This window comes from Parapedobacter sp. GCM10030251, from assembly GCF_042666505.1.
Classification (GTDB): Bacteria; Bacteroidota; Bacteroidia; order Sphingobacteriales; family Sphingobacteriaceae; genus Parapedobacter.
Genome location: NZ_JBHTDN010000012.1, coordinates 21,844 through 36,644 on the forward strand (window position 1 = coordinate 21,844; position 14,801 = coordinate 36,644).

General features: G+C 48.7%; 10 protein-coding genes. 6 read left to right on the plus strand and 4 right to left on the minus strand.

Annotated features, from left to right (window positions below):
- Positions 1–33: 33 nt before the first annotated feature.
- Positions 34–1,404, minus strand: coding sequence for an undecaprenyl-phosphate glucose phosphotransferase (locus ACFQRK_RS21245; RefSeq protein WP_379010217.1), 1,371 nt, complete (start codon positions 1,402–1,404; stop codon positions 34–36).
- A gap of 388 nt (positions 1,405–1,792) precedes the next feature.
- The gene (locus ACFQRK_RS21250; protein ID WP_379010219.1) at positions 1,793–4,498 is read right to left on the minus strand and encodes a DNA gyrase/topoisomerase IV subunit A; all 2,706 of its coding nucleotides are present in this window, start codon (positions 4,496–4,498) and stop codon (positions 1,793–1,795) included.
- Positions 4,499–4,792: 294 nt separating this feature from the next.
- Between ACFQRK_RS21250 and sppA the strand changes: the two genes are divergently transcribed.
- The 6 genes from sppA to ACFQRK_RS21280 all read left to right on the plus strand — a co-directional run bounded on the left by sppA (position 4,793) and on the right by ACFQRK_RS21280 (position 12,383).
- Complete coding sequence (gene sppA / locus ACFQRK_RS21255; protein ID WP_379010220.1) at positions 4,793–6,565, plus strand: signal peptide peptidase SppA; 1,773 nt, start codon at positions 4,793–4,795, stop codon at positions 6,563–6,565.
- On the plus strand, positions 6,565–7,416 hold the full coding sequence (locus tag ACFQRK_RS21260) for a hydroxymethylglutaryl-CoA lyase (RefSeq protein ID WP_379010222.1): 852 nt from the start codon (positions 6,565–6,567) through the stop codon (positions 7,414–7,416). Before sppA ends, ACFQRK_RS21260 begins: the two co-directional genes overlap by 1 nt.
- A gap of 106 nt (positions 7,417–7,522) precedes the next feature.
- Complete coding sequence (locus ACFQRK_RS21265; RefSeq protein ID WP_379010224.1) at positions 7,523–8,713, plus strand: phosphoglycerate kinase; 1,191 nt, start codon at positions 7,523–7,525, stop codon at positions 8,711–8,713.
- An 11-nt stretch (positions 8,714–8,724) separates the two neighbouring features.
- The gene (der, locus tag ACFQRK_RS21270; RefSeq protein WP_379010226.1) at positions 8,725–10,026 is read left to right on the plus strand and encodes a ribosome biogenesis GTPase Der; all 1,302 of its coding nucleotides are present in this window, start codon (positions 8,725–8,727) and stop codon (positions 10,024–10,026) included.
- An 18-nt stretch (positions 10,027–10,044) separates the two neighbouring features.
- Complete coding sequence (gene cysS / locus ACFQRK_RS21275; protein ID WP_379010228.1) at positions 10,045–11,508, plus strand: cysteine--tRNA ligase; 1,464 nt, start codon at positions 10,045–10,047, stop codon at positions 11,506–11,508.
- Positions 11,509–11,519: 11 nt separating this feature from the next.
- A complete protein-coding gene (locus tag ACFQRK_RS21280; protein ID WP_379010229.1) occupies positions 11,520–12,383 on the plus strand; it encodes a YybH family protein in 864 nt (287 codons plus the stop codon).
- Positions 12,384–12,480: 97 nt separating this feature from the next.
- Here the strand turns inward: ACFQRK_RS21280 and ACFQRK_RS21285 are convergent, their stop codons facing one another.
- Both ACFQRK_RS21285 and ACFQRK_RS21290 read right to left on the minus strand, forming a co-directional pair.
- Positions 12,481–13,866: a peptidylprolyl isomerase gene (locus ACFQRK_RS21285; protein WP_379010230.1), complete on the minus strand. Its 1,386-nt coding sequence runs from the start codon at positions 13,864–13,866 to the stop codon at positions 12,481–12,483.
- Positions 13,867–14,709 (minus strand): hypothetical protein, encoded by an 843-nt coding sequence (locus ACFQRK_RS21290; RefSeq protein ID WP_379010231.1) that lies wholly within the window; start codon positions 14,707–14,709, stop codon positions 13,867–13,869.
- Between the last annotated feature and the right edge of the window lie 92 nt (positions 14,710–14,801).

Sequence of the window (14,801 nt, forward strand, 5' to 3'; positions counted from 1 at the left end):
CCGGTAGAAGGATAAACAAAATTTCAGGGTAACCTAAAAGGCGTTTTTCTCGCCAACAAGTACGTTAATGATGGTAAGAAAGACGATGCGTACGTCGAGCATTGCCGTCCAATTTTCGAGATACCAAATATCATGCGCCACCCGCCGTTCCATCAAACGGGGGTCGGTGGTTTCGCCTCGATAACCGTTGACTTGGGCCCAACCTGTGATCCCAGGTTTGAGAAACTGCCGTGCCATGTAGTGGTCGATGATTACGCGGTACTCCTCGGTGTGTTTAAGCATATGCGGTCTGGGGCCAACGACGCTCATGTGGCCTTGCCATACGTTGAAAAATTGCGGTAGTTCGTCGAGACTCGTTTTGCGCAAAAAGCGCCCGATCCGGGTGATTCGGTCGTCGTTACGGGTGGCCTGCCTGCTGTCGCTATCGGAATTGACCCGCATACTGCGGAATTTGTAACACCAGAAAGGTTTGTTGTCGCGGCCAGTGCGTTGCTGCTTGAACAAAATCGGGCCACGGCTTTCCAATTTGATGAGCAAGGCGATCACCGGATAAAGCCAGCTTAACAGCAAGACAATGACCAGTGTGCTGAATACCAGATCGAACAGCCGTTTCTTAAACCGGCTTTCAATATCATATACGGGCTCCTGCCGCGTGCTTACCACTGGTACCGGGCCTAACAGGGTCACTTCGTAGGGCAGGCTATCAGAACGGATTAAGTCGGGAACCAATCTCACCCGAAGGCAATTCCGATCAGCCTCTTCCAATAGCGCTGCGGCCTGGGATATCCGATTTGACGGTAGTGAGATATAAACCTCTTGTATTTGCTTTTTTATTGCTCGCATGAATTGCTTACGGGCGGCCTGTGTAACCTCTCCCCGTTCAGTAAGAAGCGATGCGTCGTTTTCAGCCAGGTAGCCCTCAAAATGATAATTACGCTCATGGGCTCTGAAATAATTAGCCAATTTTCGTCCACCTTCGGTTTTGCCCATGATTGCAACGGTTTTCCGCATATGAAAATGGCGGAGAAGTACGTCTTGCGTATAGGTTCCGACCAATCGGCTGAATACCAATAAAACGGCCAATAGCGTATAGAATCCCACCAGGAATGCGCTGGCATCCACCCCTTGTCTATGAGCCAATAACAAGTAAATCGAAAACAATATACCGTGAAGTATCGTCGTGCGCCATGTCGCCCGGTAGATATTTTCTAGATTATCCATCGTCGCCTGCATGTACATACGGAACATGCCTCCTGAAAGCAACCAAAGCAGGTTTGCGACAGGTAGGTAGTATCTATACAGTATCTCCGTATCTGCAAAGAAATAGAGTCGGGTGATTTCACCGGCAACCAAGAACGCTGCATTAAAAAACAGCAAATCAGTAAAGGCCAATACAAATTTCATTAGGAAAATGTAGCGCGTTTGCATATTTTGTTACTAAATGGTGAAAAAAATTGCCTTTAGTACCAGTAACGTTAATAAAATGTGTTTGGTGTTAAAAAATTATTAACGTTTTGTTTGTTTTAGTAGTGATTCTTCAAAAGAATCGGTAGATGAGTAGAAACTTTTCAAAAAACATGCCATTTATTCTTTGCGAGAAATAAGAAAATAAGAAAATCTTTGATTTTAGTGTTGTTTTTTGGGTTTTCAGGTCGAAAAATGACGATTTGGATCGTCATTTTTGATTTAGGTAATATGTCGTTACAAATTTGTGCCCTACTTTTAGGGCGGCCTTTTCGGGATAATGCTACACTCCGATTTCACCTCAACCCATAAGCCACATCGGACCGCGCTAAAATAATCCCATTTGGCCTTTGTCATCTACCCGGATATCGTCCGGGTTGGTAATCTCAAAGTCCACCTGAGGTCGTTCCTTGGATTGAGGCGCCTCCTCTTGCGATTGGCTGGGAAGGCTTTCGGGGTCGGGGTGATTTTCCGGCGCTGCAGCAGGTGCCTCTTCGGCCTCATCGGCCTCATCGGCCACCAATACCACGTTTTGCACTTCGTGTGGGCTCAACCGATTGCCTTGGGCCCGCATGCCTTTGATATCGATGATTTCGACAAGGTTCTGGTCAATGGTCTCAGCCACTCTTGATTTGCCTTTCAGTACCGTCATTTTGACCAGAGGGTGCATCGCGTTGGTGATGATCACCAACTTCGAGCCCGGCTCATCATTGATAACCGAAGTACGCTTACCAATTGGCATATCCTCGAAGTAAAAGCGCTTTACATAATGAAGGCCAGACTTTCCGTCACGGTGCACAACGCAATAGACCTGATTGGGGTTATACTTTTCAATTCGGATAAGTTTATCGTCAAAGTGATTGCTCAGATCAAAACTACTTAATTCATACGTGCCGTCGGCCATCACTGTGAGTATTTTATCATCGCCGTCAAACTCGCCGAGGTACTGGCCACGCCCATCCGCATTCAGTCGTTTAAGCACGTCGTCAAACCAGATTTTCCGGCCAGACAAGGTAGATACACCCTTGCTTTTAAGTACGATTTTTTTGACCGGATACTTGGTTACAATGTTGCCCTGTGAACTACGTCCCTTGATGGCGATTTCGGCAAAGTCGATGTCCAATTGTAGTTTCCGGAGTTTAGAATGCGGTTTCAGTTGCACATTGACTACCTCCGCTTCACCGTTGGGGTTGGCAGTAAAATAGAGTACCTTGGAGCCTTTTTCACCTTTGGTCAGGTCATATTCTTTATCGCGCGTTACACCCAATACCGAAAAGCGTTTCACATAAGACACCCCCGATTTGCCATCGCGGTAGATGAGGTTGTATACGGTACGGTCATCGCCTTTTTTAAATACTGCCACATGAATGATGTCCTTACCCACGAATGCCTTGTCCTGTACTTTGGTAACTACGCATTTGCCATCGGCGCGGAAAACAATTACATCGTCGAGATCGGAGCAGTCGCCCACATATTCATCTTTTCGCATGCCGGTTCCCACAAATCCGTCGATACGGTTAACGTAAAGTTTGACATTGGCGAGGGCTACTTGGGCGGCCTCCACCCGGTCAAATGCCCGGATCTCGGTACGCCGTTCGCGGCCTTTGCCGTATTTTTCTTTAAGTCGCTCAAACCAGGCAATGGCATAGTCGGTAAGGTGTCTGAGGTGATGTTTTACCTTTTTGATCTCTTCTTCCAGCGCGGCCATCTGCTCATCGGCCTTTTTTACGTCGAAGCGGGTGATACTACTCATCGGTTTTTCGATGAGCTTTTTGTAATCTTCTGGCAAGATCTCCCGGTAAAACTGATCAAAAAATGGAGTAAACAGTCGCGTGAGCACCTGCACTACGGTTTCGAAATCGCCGGAATTTTCGTAGTCGGGATGTTTGTACATGCCCTCTTGGATAAAAATCTTCAGCAGGCTGCTGAAGAAAATTTTCTCTTGCAGTTCGCGTAGCCGGATTTCAAGCTCTTGCTTGAGCAGTGCCTTCGTCTGTTTGGTGTTTTCAATGAGAACGTCATTGACGCTCATGAAATGGGGTTTATCATTCCGGATAACACAGGTGTTGGGCGATATGGATACCTCGCAGGCGGTAAAGGCATATAACGCATCAATGGTCACATCTGGCGAAATACCCGGGGCCAGATGAATGATGATTTCGACGTTTTGAGCGGTGTTGTCTTCAATCTTCTTAATCTTGATCTTGCCCTTTTCGTTGGCCGTCACGACGCTGTCAATCAGACCTCCGGTGGTCGTTCCATAGGGAATTTCCGTAATGGCAAGCGTCTTTTTATCACGCTCTTCAATCTTTGCGCGTACCCGGATTTTTCCCCCGCGTTGCCCTTCGTTATAAGCCGAGCAGTCGGCCAACCCTCCTGTAGGAAAGTCGGGTAGAAGGTTAGGCCGCCCGCCGCGTAGCACCTCAATAGATCCGTCGATAAGTTCAATGAAGTTATGAGGCATAATCTTGGTGGCGAGTCCTACGGCAATGCCTTCGGCCCCTTGTGCGAGCAACAACGGAAACTTGACCGGCAGCGTAACCGGCTCGCGATTGCGGCCGTCGTAACTCAACTGCCATTCCGTGGTGTCAGGATTGAAAACCACTTCGTTGGCAAATTTAGACAGGCGTCCTTCGATGTACCTCGGGGCAGCAGCGGAGTCGCCCGTAACCGGGTCACCCCAGTTACCCTGGCAATCAATCAGCAGGGTTTTCTGGCCGATCTGCACCATGGCGTCGCCTATGGACGCATCGCCATGGGGGTGGTACTTCATCGTGTTACCAATGACGTTGGCGGCCTTATTAAACCGCCCATCGTCCATTTCTTTCAGCGAATGCAAAATGCGGCGCTGAACCGGTTTGAGTCCATCGTTGATATGAGGTACAGCCCGGTCGAGAATCACATAGGAAGCATAATCCAAGAACCAGTTTTCATACAATCCCGATAACGGAATGGTCTGGCTGCTGCCAAGCTGATTGTCTTTGGACTCGTTATCTTGGTTTTCTTCAGGAATGGGATTCGTCTCGTCGATCATGTAAATGTGCTGATTTTTTGGTGCGGTAAACTTAGATAAATTCGGTTTTATATGCAATATGACGGGTGCATTTACCTCCGGTGAAGGCGCGCCCCAAACCCATCAGCGCATGATCGACAGGTTTAACCTTCACAAGGCGAGCGACGCTTTTACTGCACAGTATAAACCATGCACGCTATTTGGCCATCGTAACTTTTTTCCTTTCCCGCCGTCCAATCCCACAAAGCTACGATCGGTTGTAGCTTGCATATACAGCCGAGTTTGGCTAAGTTTGGACACAAAGATAGCACGTTTATGAAATCGTTTTTTAAATATGTATTGGCCACTGTAACGGGTATCATCATTTCATCCATTTTGCTGGTAGTCGTTGGACTTATTATTCTCGGCGCGATGATCAGTTCGATGACCGCCGATAAAGAGACCGTGGTTGCAGACAACTCGTTGCTGCATATCGATTTGCAGCACCAAATCACGGAACGGACAATTCCCGACCCGTTTGAAGAACTAGACGTGCCAGGTTTTACCACCACCAAAAGTTTTGGGCTGAACGACATCTTAAAAGGTATTGAAGGAGCGAAGAATGACAATCGGATCAAGGGAATTTACCTCGATCTTTCAGCCGTTTCGGCGAGTTTCGCTACGTTACAGGAGATCCGCGACGCGCTGCTGGATTTCAAAACCTCCGGAAAGTTCATTGTCGCTTATAGTGAAGGATATACCCAACGAGCCTATTACCTGGCATCGACCGCGGATAAAGTTTACGTAAACCCCGAAGGAACGATTGATTTCCGGGGACTGGCGTCACAGACGCCCTTTATAAAAGGGACGCTTGATAAATTAGGGGTGGAAATGCAAGTGGTCAAGGTCGGTACATTTAAAAGTGCGGTAGAACCCTTCATCTTGGATCGCATGAGCGAGGCAAACCGCCAGCAGGTGACGTCCTTTTTAGGAAGCATCTATGATCATTTCGTTAATCAAATCGGAACCAGTAGAGGCATACCCGCGGATTCGTTGCGAGCCATCGCCGATAATTTTCTGGTGAAAACCGCAGACGACGCGGTGACCTACGGTTTAGCCGACGGTAAGCGCTATAAAGACGAACTACTCGGCGAATTAAAAGATTCACTCGATATCGACCCTGATAAAGACCTCAACGCCGTAGCGTTAACGAAGTATAAGCCATCCGGACAATCCAACCGCACATCGGTACGCGACCGGATTGCTGTGGTATATGCGGTGGGAGATATCGTATCGGGGGAGGGGGGCGACGACATGATCGGTTCTGAGCGCATTTCACGTGAACTGCGTAAAGTACGCAGGGATGATAAAGTGAAAGGGGTAGTTTTCCGCATTAATTCTCCGGGTGGCAGTGCATTGGCATCGGATGTGATCTGGCGCGAAGTGGATTTGCTTCGCAAGGAAAAGCCTGTGATCGTATCCATGGGCGACGTAGCCGCTTCGGGAGGTTATTATATTGCGGCGGCGGCTGACTCGATCTTCGCGCAGCCGAATACCATTACCGGATCCATTGGTGTTTTTGGCGTGATCCCGAATATGCAAGGCCTGATGAATGAGAAGTTGGGCATCACTTTCGACGAGGTTAAAACCGGTAAATACGCTGATTTCCTGAGTAACGTGGATCGGCCACTCACCGTTGATGAGCGGAATATTCTTCAAATGGAGGTGAATCGGATCTATGACACCTTCTTACAGCGTGTGGCCGATGGGCGCCATCTGTCTAAGGAAGAGGTGGATAGCATTGGACAGGGACGCGTTTGGAGCGGACAGCAGGCAGTCGACAACGGATTGGTAGATCGGTTGGGCAGTCTGGAAGATGCTATCGCCGCAGCCGCCATAAAAGCAGGATTGGAGGATTACCGGTTGGTTACTTATCCGGCTATTAAGAACCCGTTTGAATCCTTGCTGGGTGGTTCGACCGACCGGATCAGTACCTGGTTCGCCCAACGGGAACTGGGCGATCAATACAAGTATTACGAACAGGTGAAAAGCGCACTCCGGCAACGGGGAATTCAGGCGAGGCTTCCCCTCACGTTTGATATTTATTGATGCCACACATTTCGATCACCGAATGTCCCCGCGATGCGATGCAGGGAATACGCCACTTTATTGCTACGGAGGTGAAAGCGGCCTATATCCAATTGCTCTTGAACGTAGGCTTTGATCGGCTTGACTTCGGTAGCTTCGTATCACCAAAGGCCGTTCCCCAGATGAAGGATACGGCTGAGGTATTGAAGCAATTGGATCGATCGGTTAGCGCTACGCAGTTGCTGGCGATTGTGGCTAACGTGCGAGGGGCGGAGGAAGCGGTGAGCTACGCGGATGTGGACGTTGTTGGCTTTCCGTTTTCCGTGTCGGAAACCTTTCAGTTGAGAAATACCAATCATACCATAGCTCAGGCATTGGAAATAGTAAAGGAGATCGTGGCCACCTGCCACGTAAATGGAAAAGTCCCCTTGATATACCTCTCCATGGGCTTTGGTAATCCATACGGAGACCCTTGGAGCCCGGCGATCGTGGCAGATTACGTGGATCGGCTGGTTGCCATGGGCGTGCGCGATTTCGCGTTAGCGGATACCGTTGGCACGTCTACGCCCGAAGGCATCGCACGGTTATACCAATATATCGGCGGTACATTTCCTGGAATTTCGCTGGGACTGCACCTACATAGCACACCGGCGGAGGGCCGCGATAAACTGATTGCTGCGCTGGACGCTGGATGTACCCGGTTCGATGCCGCTCTACGCGGCTTCGGAGGCTGCCCCATGGCCGACGATCAGCTGACCGGCAACATCGCTACCGAAACCTTATTGCAACTTCTCTACGAGCGCGGGATAGAAACGGGTTTGAAGGAGGAGGCTTGGGCAGAAGCCTTGGCTTATAGCAATGAGGTGTTTTGAATTTCCAATACTTATCTTAGCTTTGTTTCCCCAAATTAGTTGAAATAATTAGATGAATCCGGCAGGTGAAGGATCATCGGACCATTGAAAAAATAATGTCGAACAAATGAACACCATAGACAATTTAGATTTTTCCGGTAAGAAGGCACTGATACGAGTGGACTTTAACGTACCCTTGGATGAGCATTACAATATTACTGACGATAATCGCATACAAGGGGCCGCGCCTACGATTAAAAAGATCCTGAACGACGGCGGATCGGCTATCCTAATGTCTCACCTTGGCAGGCCGAAAGAGGGCCCAACGGAAAAATTCTCGTTGAAGCATATTGTTAAACATCTATCCGACGTGCTGGGTGTCACGGTACAATTTGCCAACGACTGTATCGGTGAGGAAGCCCTTACAAAGGCACACGCACTAAAACCCGGTGAGGTATTGTTGCTCGAAAACCTTCGGTTTTATAAAGAAGAAGAGAAGGGCGATAAAGACTTTGCTGAAAAACTGGCCAAATTGGGGGATGTATATGTGAATGATGCATTTGGTACGGCACACCGCGCTCACGCTTCGACGGCGGTCATCGCCCAGTTTTTTCCCAATGCAAAATATTTCGGATACCTCATGGCTGCGGAAGTAGGAAATGCCGAAAAGGTGCTGAACGATCCTCAGCGTCCGTTTACCGCTATTATGGGGGGAGCGAAAGTGTCGGATAAACTGGAACTGATCGAGGCCCTGCTGGATAAGGTCGATAACTTGATCATTGGTGGAGGCATGGCCTATACTTTCGTGAAGGCGCGCGGTGGTGAAATCGGTAAGTCATTGGTGGAATTGGATAAACTGGATCTCGCCAACGACTTGGTGAAGAAAGCGGACGAAAAGGGCGTTAACCTGGTATTGCCCACTGACTGCCAGATTGCTGACGAATTTTCTCCGGATTCGCCGGCTTACGATGGACCGAACGATGCCATTCCGGCTGATAAAATGGGATTGGATATTGGCAAAGAATCTGGCGAGCATTTTGCGCAGGTGATCTTGGCCTCAAATACCATCCTATGGAACGGTCCGATGGGGGTGTTTGAAATGGATAAATTTGCCAAAGGTACCAAGGCTGTAGCGGATGCCGTGGTGGCCGCCACCGAGCGCGGGGCGTTTTCGTTGATCGGCGGCGGTGACTCGGCTGCTGCGGTGAGCAAGTTTGGAATGACCGAGCACGTAAGCTACGTAAGTACGGGTGGCGGTGCGCTGCTTGAGTATATGGAAGGCAAGGAACTGCCGGGAGTGAAGGCAATCAACGGATAAAAGAGAATTTGATGGCAAATATCATCGCAATTGTAGGACGGCCAAACGTCGGGAAATCCACTTTATATAATCGCTTGACAGAAAGCCGCAGGGCGATTGTCGATGACTATAGTGGAGTAACGCGCGACCGGCATTACGGACAGGGAGAATGGATAGGGAAGAAGTTTGCGGTGGTCGACACCGGTGGATACGTGCACGGCTCGGAGGACGTTTTTGAATCCGCCATCCGTGAACAGGTGTTGATTGCCATTGAAGAAGCTTCGGTTATCCTGTTTATGGTGGATGTGACCACCGGAATCACCGATTTGGATGATGCCATCGCGGATGTGCTGCGCCGGAGTAAAAAGCCCGTTTTTGTAGTCGCCAATAAGGTGGACCACCCGCTTTTGCAGCAAGAGGCCAGTATTTTCTACAGCTTCGGACTGGGAGAAATCTACCCACTCTCCTCGATGACGGGCTCCGGTACCGGCGAGTTGCTGGACGAGGTGGTCAAGCACTTCGAACAGGAAGAGAAGGAAGCAGAAGACCGCCCCAAGTTTGCCATTGTCGGCAGGCCCAACGTAGGAAAGTCGTCGCTGACCAACGCACTGATCGGCAAAGAGCGTAACATCGTAACGCCGGTCGCAGGTACCACCCGCGATTCGATCCGGATCCATTATAATCAATACGGGCATGATTTTATCCTCATCGATACCGCTGGGTTACGACGCAAAACCAAAGTGAAGGAAAACATCGAGTTTTACTCGGTTATGCGCACAATCAAAGCGCTGGAGGAGTCGGACGTGGTAATTCTGATGCTGGATGCTACAGAAGGCATCGAGGCCCAGGATATCAATATCTTCCACTTGGCGGAAAAAAACAAAAAGGGCATCGTTATTCTGGTCAACAAGTGGGATATGATTGAAAAAAACCAAAAGACCACGAAAGTATTCGAAGACCTGATCCGGGAGAAAATTGCCCCGTTCACCGATGTGCCGATCGTCTTTACATCCGTCACCGAAAAGCAACGGATTTTTAAGGCCGTGGAGGCAGCGGTCAAGGTTTACGAGAATAAAACGAAAAAGGTTTCTACTTCGAAGCTAAACGATGTGATGTTGCCCATTATCGAAAATTACCCGCCACCGGCTACGAAGGGTAAGTACATCAAAATTAAATACGTAACCCAGATCGCAGGCAGATCGCCGATGTTTGCCTTCTTCTGCAACCTGCCCCAATACATTAAGGAACCCTACAGACGCTTCATTGAAAACAAGCTCCGCGAAAATTTTGATTTTGAAGGCGTGCCTGTGCAGGTGTATTTCAGGCAGAAATAAATTCGTATTTTCGCGCCCATGGATAACCGTTTGGTTCTTTACAATACATTAACAAGAAAAAAGGAAAATTTCGAGCCGCTGAATCCACCCTTTGTGGGGATGTACGTCTGCGGTCCTACCGTATACAGTGACGTCCACCTCGGCAATTGCCGTACGTTTGTATCCTTCGATCTAATCTTCCGCTACCTGACTCACCTCGGCTACAAGGTACGTTATGTCCGTAATATTACCGACGCAGGGCATTTGGAGGGGGACAATGACGAAGGGGACGACAAGTTTGCGAAAAAGGCCAAATTGGAACAATTGGAGCCCATGGAAATCGTCCAGAAGTATACGCTGGGATTCCATGAGGTACTACGGCTATTTAATACCCTGCCCCCCAGCATCGAGCCGACCGCTACCGGCCATATTTCGGAGCAGATTGCGATGGTTCAAAAAATCCTGGAAGAGGGATATGCCTACGAAGTCAATGGGACCGTTTATTTCGATGTGGAAAAGTACGTGAAAGAGTACGACTATACCATTCTAACCAATCGGAAACTGGATGATTTGCTAAACAATACGCGCGAGTTGAATGGGCAGGACGAAAAGCGGGGAAGGCTGGATTTCGCGTTATGGATCAAGGCTAAACCAGAACATATCATGCGTTGGCCGTCACCTTGGGGAGTGGGTTTCCCGGGTTGGCATATTGAATGCTCGGCCATGAGCCGCAAATACCTGGGCGATCAATTCGATATTCACGGAGGGGGAATGGACTTGGCGGCGACGCACCATACCAATGAAATTGCCCAATCGCAAGCCTGCAACCACACCCAGCCCGCAAAATATTGGATGCATACGAACATGCTGACGGTAAACGGTACGCGTATGTCGAAGTCGGCAGGCAATGGCTTTTTGCCCCACGAACTTTTCAGTGGATCCCACCCGTTGCTGAATCGTGGGTACTCGCCCATGGCTGTACGCTTTTTCATGTTGCAGGCACACTACCGGAGTACACTCGATTTTTCAAACGAGGCTCTAGAAGCGGCAGATAAAGGGTATAAGCGGCTAATGAACGCGATGGCATTGCTGCCCAAGCTCAAAGCAACGGGCAAGAAGGCGGAAAGCAATATAGAAGCGCTGAAACAGCGGTGTTATGCTGCTATGGACGATGACTTCAATAGTCCGGTCCTGATTGCGGAATTGTTTGAGGCCGTCCGCGTCGTCAACAGCGTATATGACGGTAAACTGGCGATCGATTCAACCTCACTGGAAAACCTTCAGACGCTGATGTGCCATTTCGTGCATGACGTGCTCGGTTTGCTCGATGACAATACCGGATCCGATGACTTTGAAAAATTAATGGAGGTGGTCATCAGGCTCCGCAACGAAGCTAAACAAAACAAAGATTACACGACGTCCGATCGCATACGGGAAGGGTTGAGTGCCATAGGTATTCAACTCAAAGACAGCAAAGAGGGGACACTTTGGAATAAGATTTGAACGTACTAACGATGAGATACATTGTTTCGATTTGCGTATCGGTATATTTTCTTTGTTTATCCGGGTCGGCGTTAGCACAGGTGCTCGGGAAAGTAGGCAGTTTGCTCGCCGCCGACCGAACGGCGGCACGGCTTTCGGCCACGGAAGGACCTTATACGGCTTTACGGTCCATTGTCGATCGTAATTCGCTGTTTTTTACGCCTGCGCCCGTTGGGGCATTGGAATACCTGGATAATCGCCCCAATATCCCGGATGTAATGACGTGGAAGCCGGCTTTTGCCGCGGTTGCAAAAAGTATGGAGTGGGGGGTGACCGCCGGTTCACTTACCTTTCAGCGTGTTGGGGCAATAAAACGATATGGCGAGTACCTTACCGTTTGGCATCGCGACCGAAAGGGAAACTGGAAGATCAATTTGCGTGCGCAGATTGAACACAAAGGCGGCAAAGAAGAACCTGAATTGAGATACATCGAACCCGACGAAAAGGACTATACGAGATTCAGGACCAAAGAGCGGATTCAACAACGCAAGGAAATTGTGCTAAGCAACGATCAGCTGCTTTCCGCGGTATTGAAATCAGATGCGTCCATCGCTTATGGCGAATTCCTGGCAGACGACGCTCGCTTTTATTTCCCATGGAATACGCCGGTTGTGGGAAAAAAGAACATCTTGGCTTTCGTTAAAAAGAGAGACATGGCCATTGAAGCGGAATCGCTGGTGGCAAATCGATCCTACAGCGGCGAACTCGCTTACTCGTATGGCACTGCTACCGTAGCAACGAAGACTGAGCAAATGAAATGTAACTACGTCCGGATTTGGCAACTGCAACCCGACTTTCAATGGCGGGTAATCATTGAGATGCTATTTGAGGCGTAATTATTTGCCAAGTCGCTGATTTGCCAAGTCGCGGAGTCGCTGATTCGCAACTCGGCGACTTCTCGGTTTCGCAAACAAGGCCTTCGCAACGTAGCGATTAAAGCTGAGCAACGGTCGTATTCTCCTGTTCTTTCAACCAGATCTTCAGGTCGTCACAGTCGTGGTATTCCTGATTGATATCGATGAAAGTCACTTTGCGCCGGCCTTCAAACCATTCGCTTAGTTTGCGGTTAATCTTGTCCTGTAAGGCTGCCTCCTTGATTTTAGCAAAGTCCTGTTCAAGATTGGCCTGATGGGGAGGTGTCCGTGATTTGAGATAGGTGAAACGGTAGCCCGTTTTTCCGGTACGGTCCGAAAACTCCGCGGGACGGGAATATTGCCCGGGTTGCAACGTGTCAATAGCCGTAAAAATCGAAGCATCAAGCTTGTCGGCGGGAATCAACGTAGTACGGTTTTGCTGGTTTTCCAGGTTTAGCAACATACCTCCGTTGTATTTGGTTTCTTTATTGTCCGAATAAAGTGTTGCAGCCGTATAAAAATCAAGTTTTTTATCGACCACGTGTTGGTAGATGCTATCGATGTGGACTTTAGCACGTTCCAAGCTGGCCGGAGTAGGCTTGATCGTTATCAAGACATGACGTGTGCGGACTTCCTCGCCACGGCGTTCCAGTACTTCCAGGAAGTGGAAGCCATATTCGGATTCGAATACAGGGGAAAGTTCGCCGGGTTTGAGCCGGAAGGCAACCGCCGAAAATTCTTTGACGAACCCATCACGGGTATTGAATCCGAGGTCGCCGCCATAAGGAGCTGATCCCGGATCTTGTGAATATAACCGGGCTATCGTTGCAAAGTCAGCTCCTTCCGCTACCTGGCGCCGTAAGTCTTCGGCCCGGTCGCGAAACTGCTGCTTCTCTTCGCGGGTAAGCTGTGGAAAAACAACCAGTTCGCCTACTTCCACCTCGGTATTGAAATAAGGTAGGCTGTCTTTTTCCAACGACTCGAAATACCGTTTTACCTCCAAAGGAGTTACGTCGATGCCCGATACGATGTTCTGCTGCATTTTATTGGCTTTCAACTGCTCATATACGCTTGGCCGCATTTCTTCTTTGTATTGGAGCAACGAGCGGTTTAGGAACCGTTCGAGCCGTTCTTGTCCACCTGCTTGATTAGACATGTAACGTAAGCGGGAATTGATGTTATCATCTACCTCGCCTTCACTTACATCAATGGAGTCGATGGCGGCTTGCTGGGCCAGCAATTTCTGGGTAAGTTGTTGTTGCAGAATATAACACTTGAAATCGTCGTTTGCTTTATTACCTTGAGCGAGGTATTGGGCATATTGCATTTCAATCTCCGACTGTAGGATGATGTTGGATCCTACCACGGCTGCTACCTTGTCGATTACCTTGGCTTCTTGGGCAGACGCCCGGTAGGTGATAGTTATTAGTATCAAAAACAGAAAAATGCAGCGATTTCTACTCATCTAGTTATATATTTCAATGTCGTTTTTTTTGCGGGCATCCATCAGGATACTCTTTTGCATTTGGTCAACCAAATGTATCTTGCGTTTATTCAAAATCAGGTTGCGGATGTTGTCATATACCAATGACAGCGGCGAGCGGCTATCCCTGAATTTCGAATCGTGCAAAATTATCAGATATAATTCATTATTTTCAATTATTTCAAAAATTCGCCCGGTACGGCTGTAGTTCTCTTCACCAATGCGTGAAAGGGGAACTTTCTTTGCCAGGTCATCCGCATACTGCCAGGTGGTGTCGCGCAAGCTGTACTGCCTCGCGTACCGGGCGCAATATTTTTCCAGTAAATCCTGCGCTTCGAAATCTCCCGACAAGAACAACCGCTTTACCCGGTCCAGCTCAGGTGCACGGTTCGGCAATTGAATATACGAGACTTTCAAAATAGGTTGCTTTAGCATGAATAGCTCCTGTCGAGTAGCGTAATAGTTGCGTATTTCTGCGTCTGTAACCACTGTGTCGAGTTTCTGGCTTACTAATTCCTGCTCATATTCATAGACAATCAATCCGTTTCTATACTCTTCAACCTGCGCCTCCAACCGTTCCGTGTTGATCGCAATATTGCGCCGGGCATAATGCAATAACGCCTGTTGACGAAGCCATTGTTCAATGTAGGCCCTCGCTAGCTGAATGCTGTCGGCGCCCGTGACACCTACAGGTACAACCCCTTGCAAATCTTCAGGATAAAGAAAACGATCAAACGACCGGGCCAATGGTTTTGGCTTTTCATGACGGCATGCCACTAGCAACATAGCTGAAATGACGGCGATTGATATAAATACCCTAACCATTTAGTTTCCAAGCGACACGATATCATTTACCTAATTCAAGAAGCTAAAGTACATATTTGTAGCCAATGGAGAGGGATTTTAACCAATTTTAA

Excerpts from the sequence above, each read along its gene's own strand:
- ACFQRK_RS21245 (WP_379010217.1), bottom strand. The coding sequence starts at position 1,404 with ATGAAATTTGTATTGGCCTTTACTGATTTGCTGTTTTTTAATGCAGCG.
- ACFQRK_RS21250 (WP_379010219.1), bottom strand. The coding sequence starts at position 4,498 with ATGATCGACGAGACGAATCCCATTCCTGAAGAAAACCAAGATAACGAG.
- sppA (WP_379010220.1), top strand. The coding sequence starts at position 4,793 with ATGAAATCGTTTTTTAAATATGTATTGGCCACTGTAACGGGTATCATC.
- ACFQRK_RS21260 (WP_379010222.1), top strand. The coding sequence starts at position 6,565 with ATGCCACACATTTCGATCACCGAATGTCCCCGCGATGCGATGCAGGGA.
- ACFQRK_RS21265 (WP_379010224.1), top strand. The coding sequence starts at position 7,523 with ATGAACACCATAGACAATTTAGATTTTTCCGGTAAGAAGGCACTGATA.
- der (WP_379010226.1), top strand. The coding sequence starts at position 8,725 with ATGGCAAATATCATCGCAATTGTAGGACGGCCAAACGTCGGGAAATCC.
- cysS (WP_379010228.1), top strand. The coding sequence starts at position 10,045 with ATGGATAACCGTTTGGTTCTTTACAATACATTAACAAGAAAAAAGGAA.
- ACFQRK_RS21280 (WP_379010229.1), top strand. The coding sequence starts at position 11,520 with ATGAGATACATTGTTTCGATTTGCGTATCGGTATATTTTCTTTGTTTA.
- ACFQRK_RS21285 (WP_379010230.1), bottom strand. The coding sequence starts at position 13,866 with ATGAGTAGAAATCGCTGCATTTTTCTGTTTTTGATACTAATAACTATC.
- ACFQRK_RS21290 (WP_379010231.1), bottom strand. The coding sequence starts at position 14,709 with ATGGTTAGGGTATTTATATCAATCGCCGTCATTTCAGCTATGTTGCTA.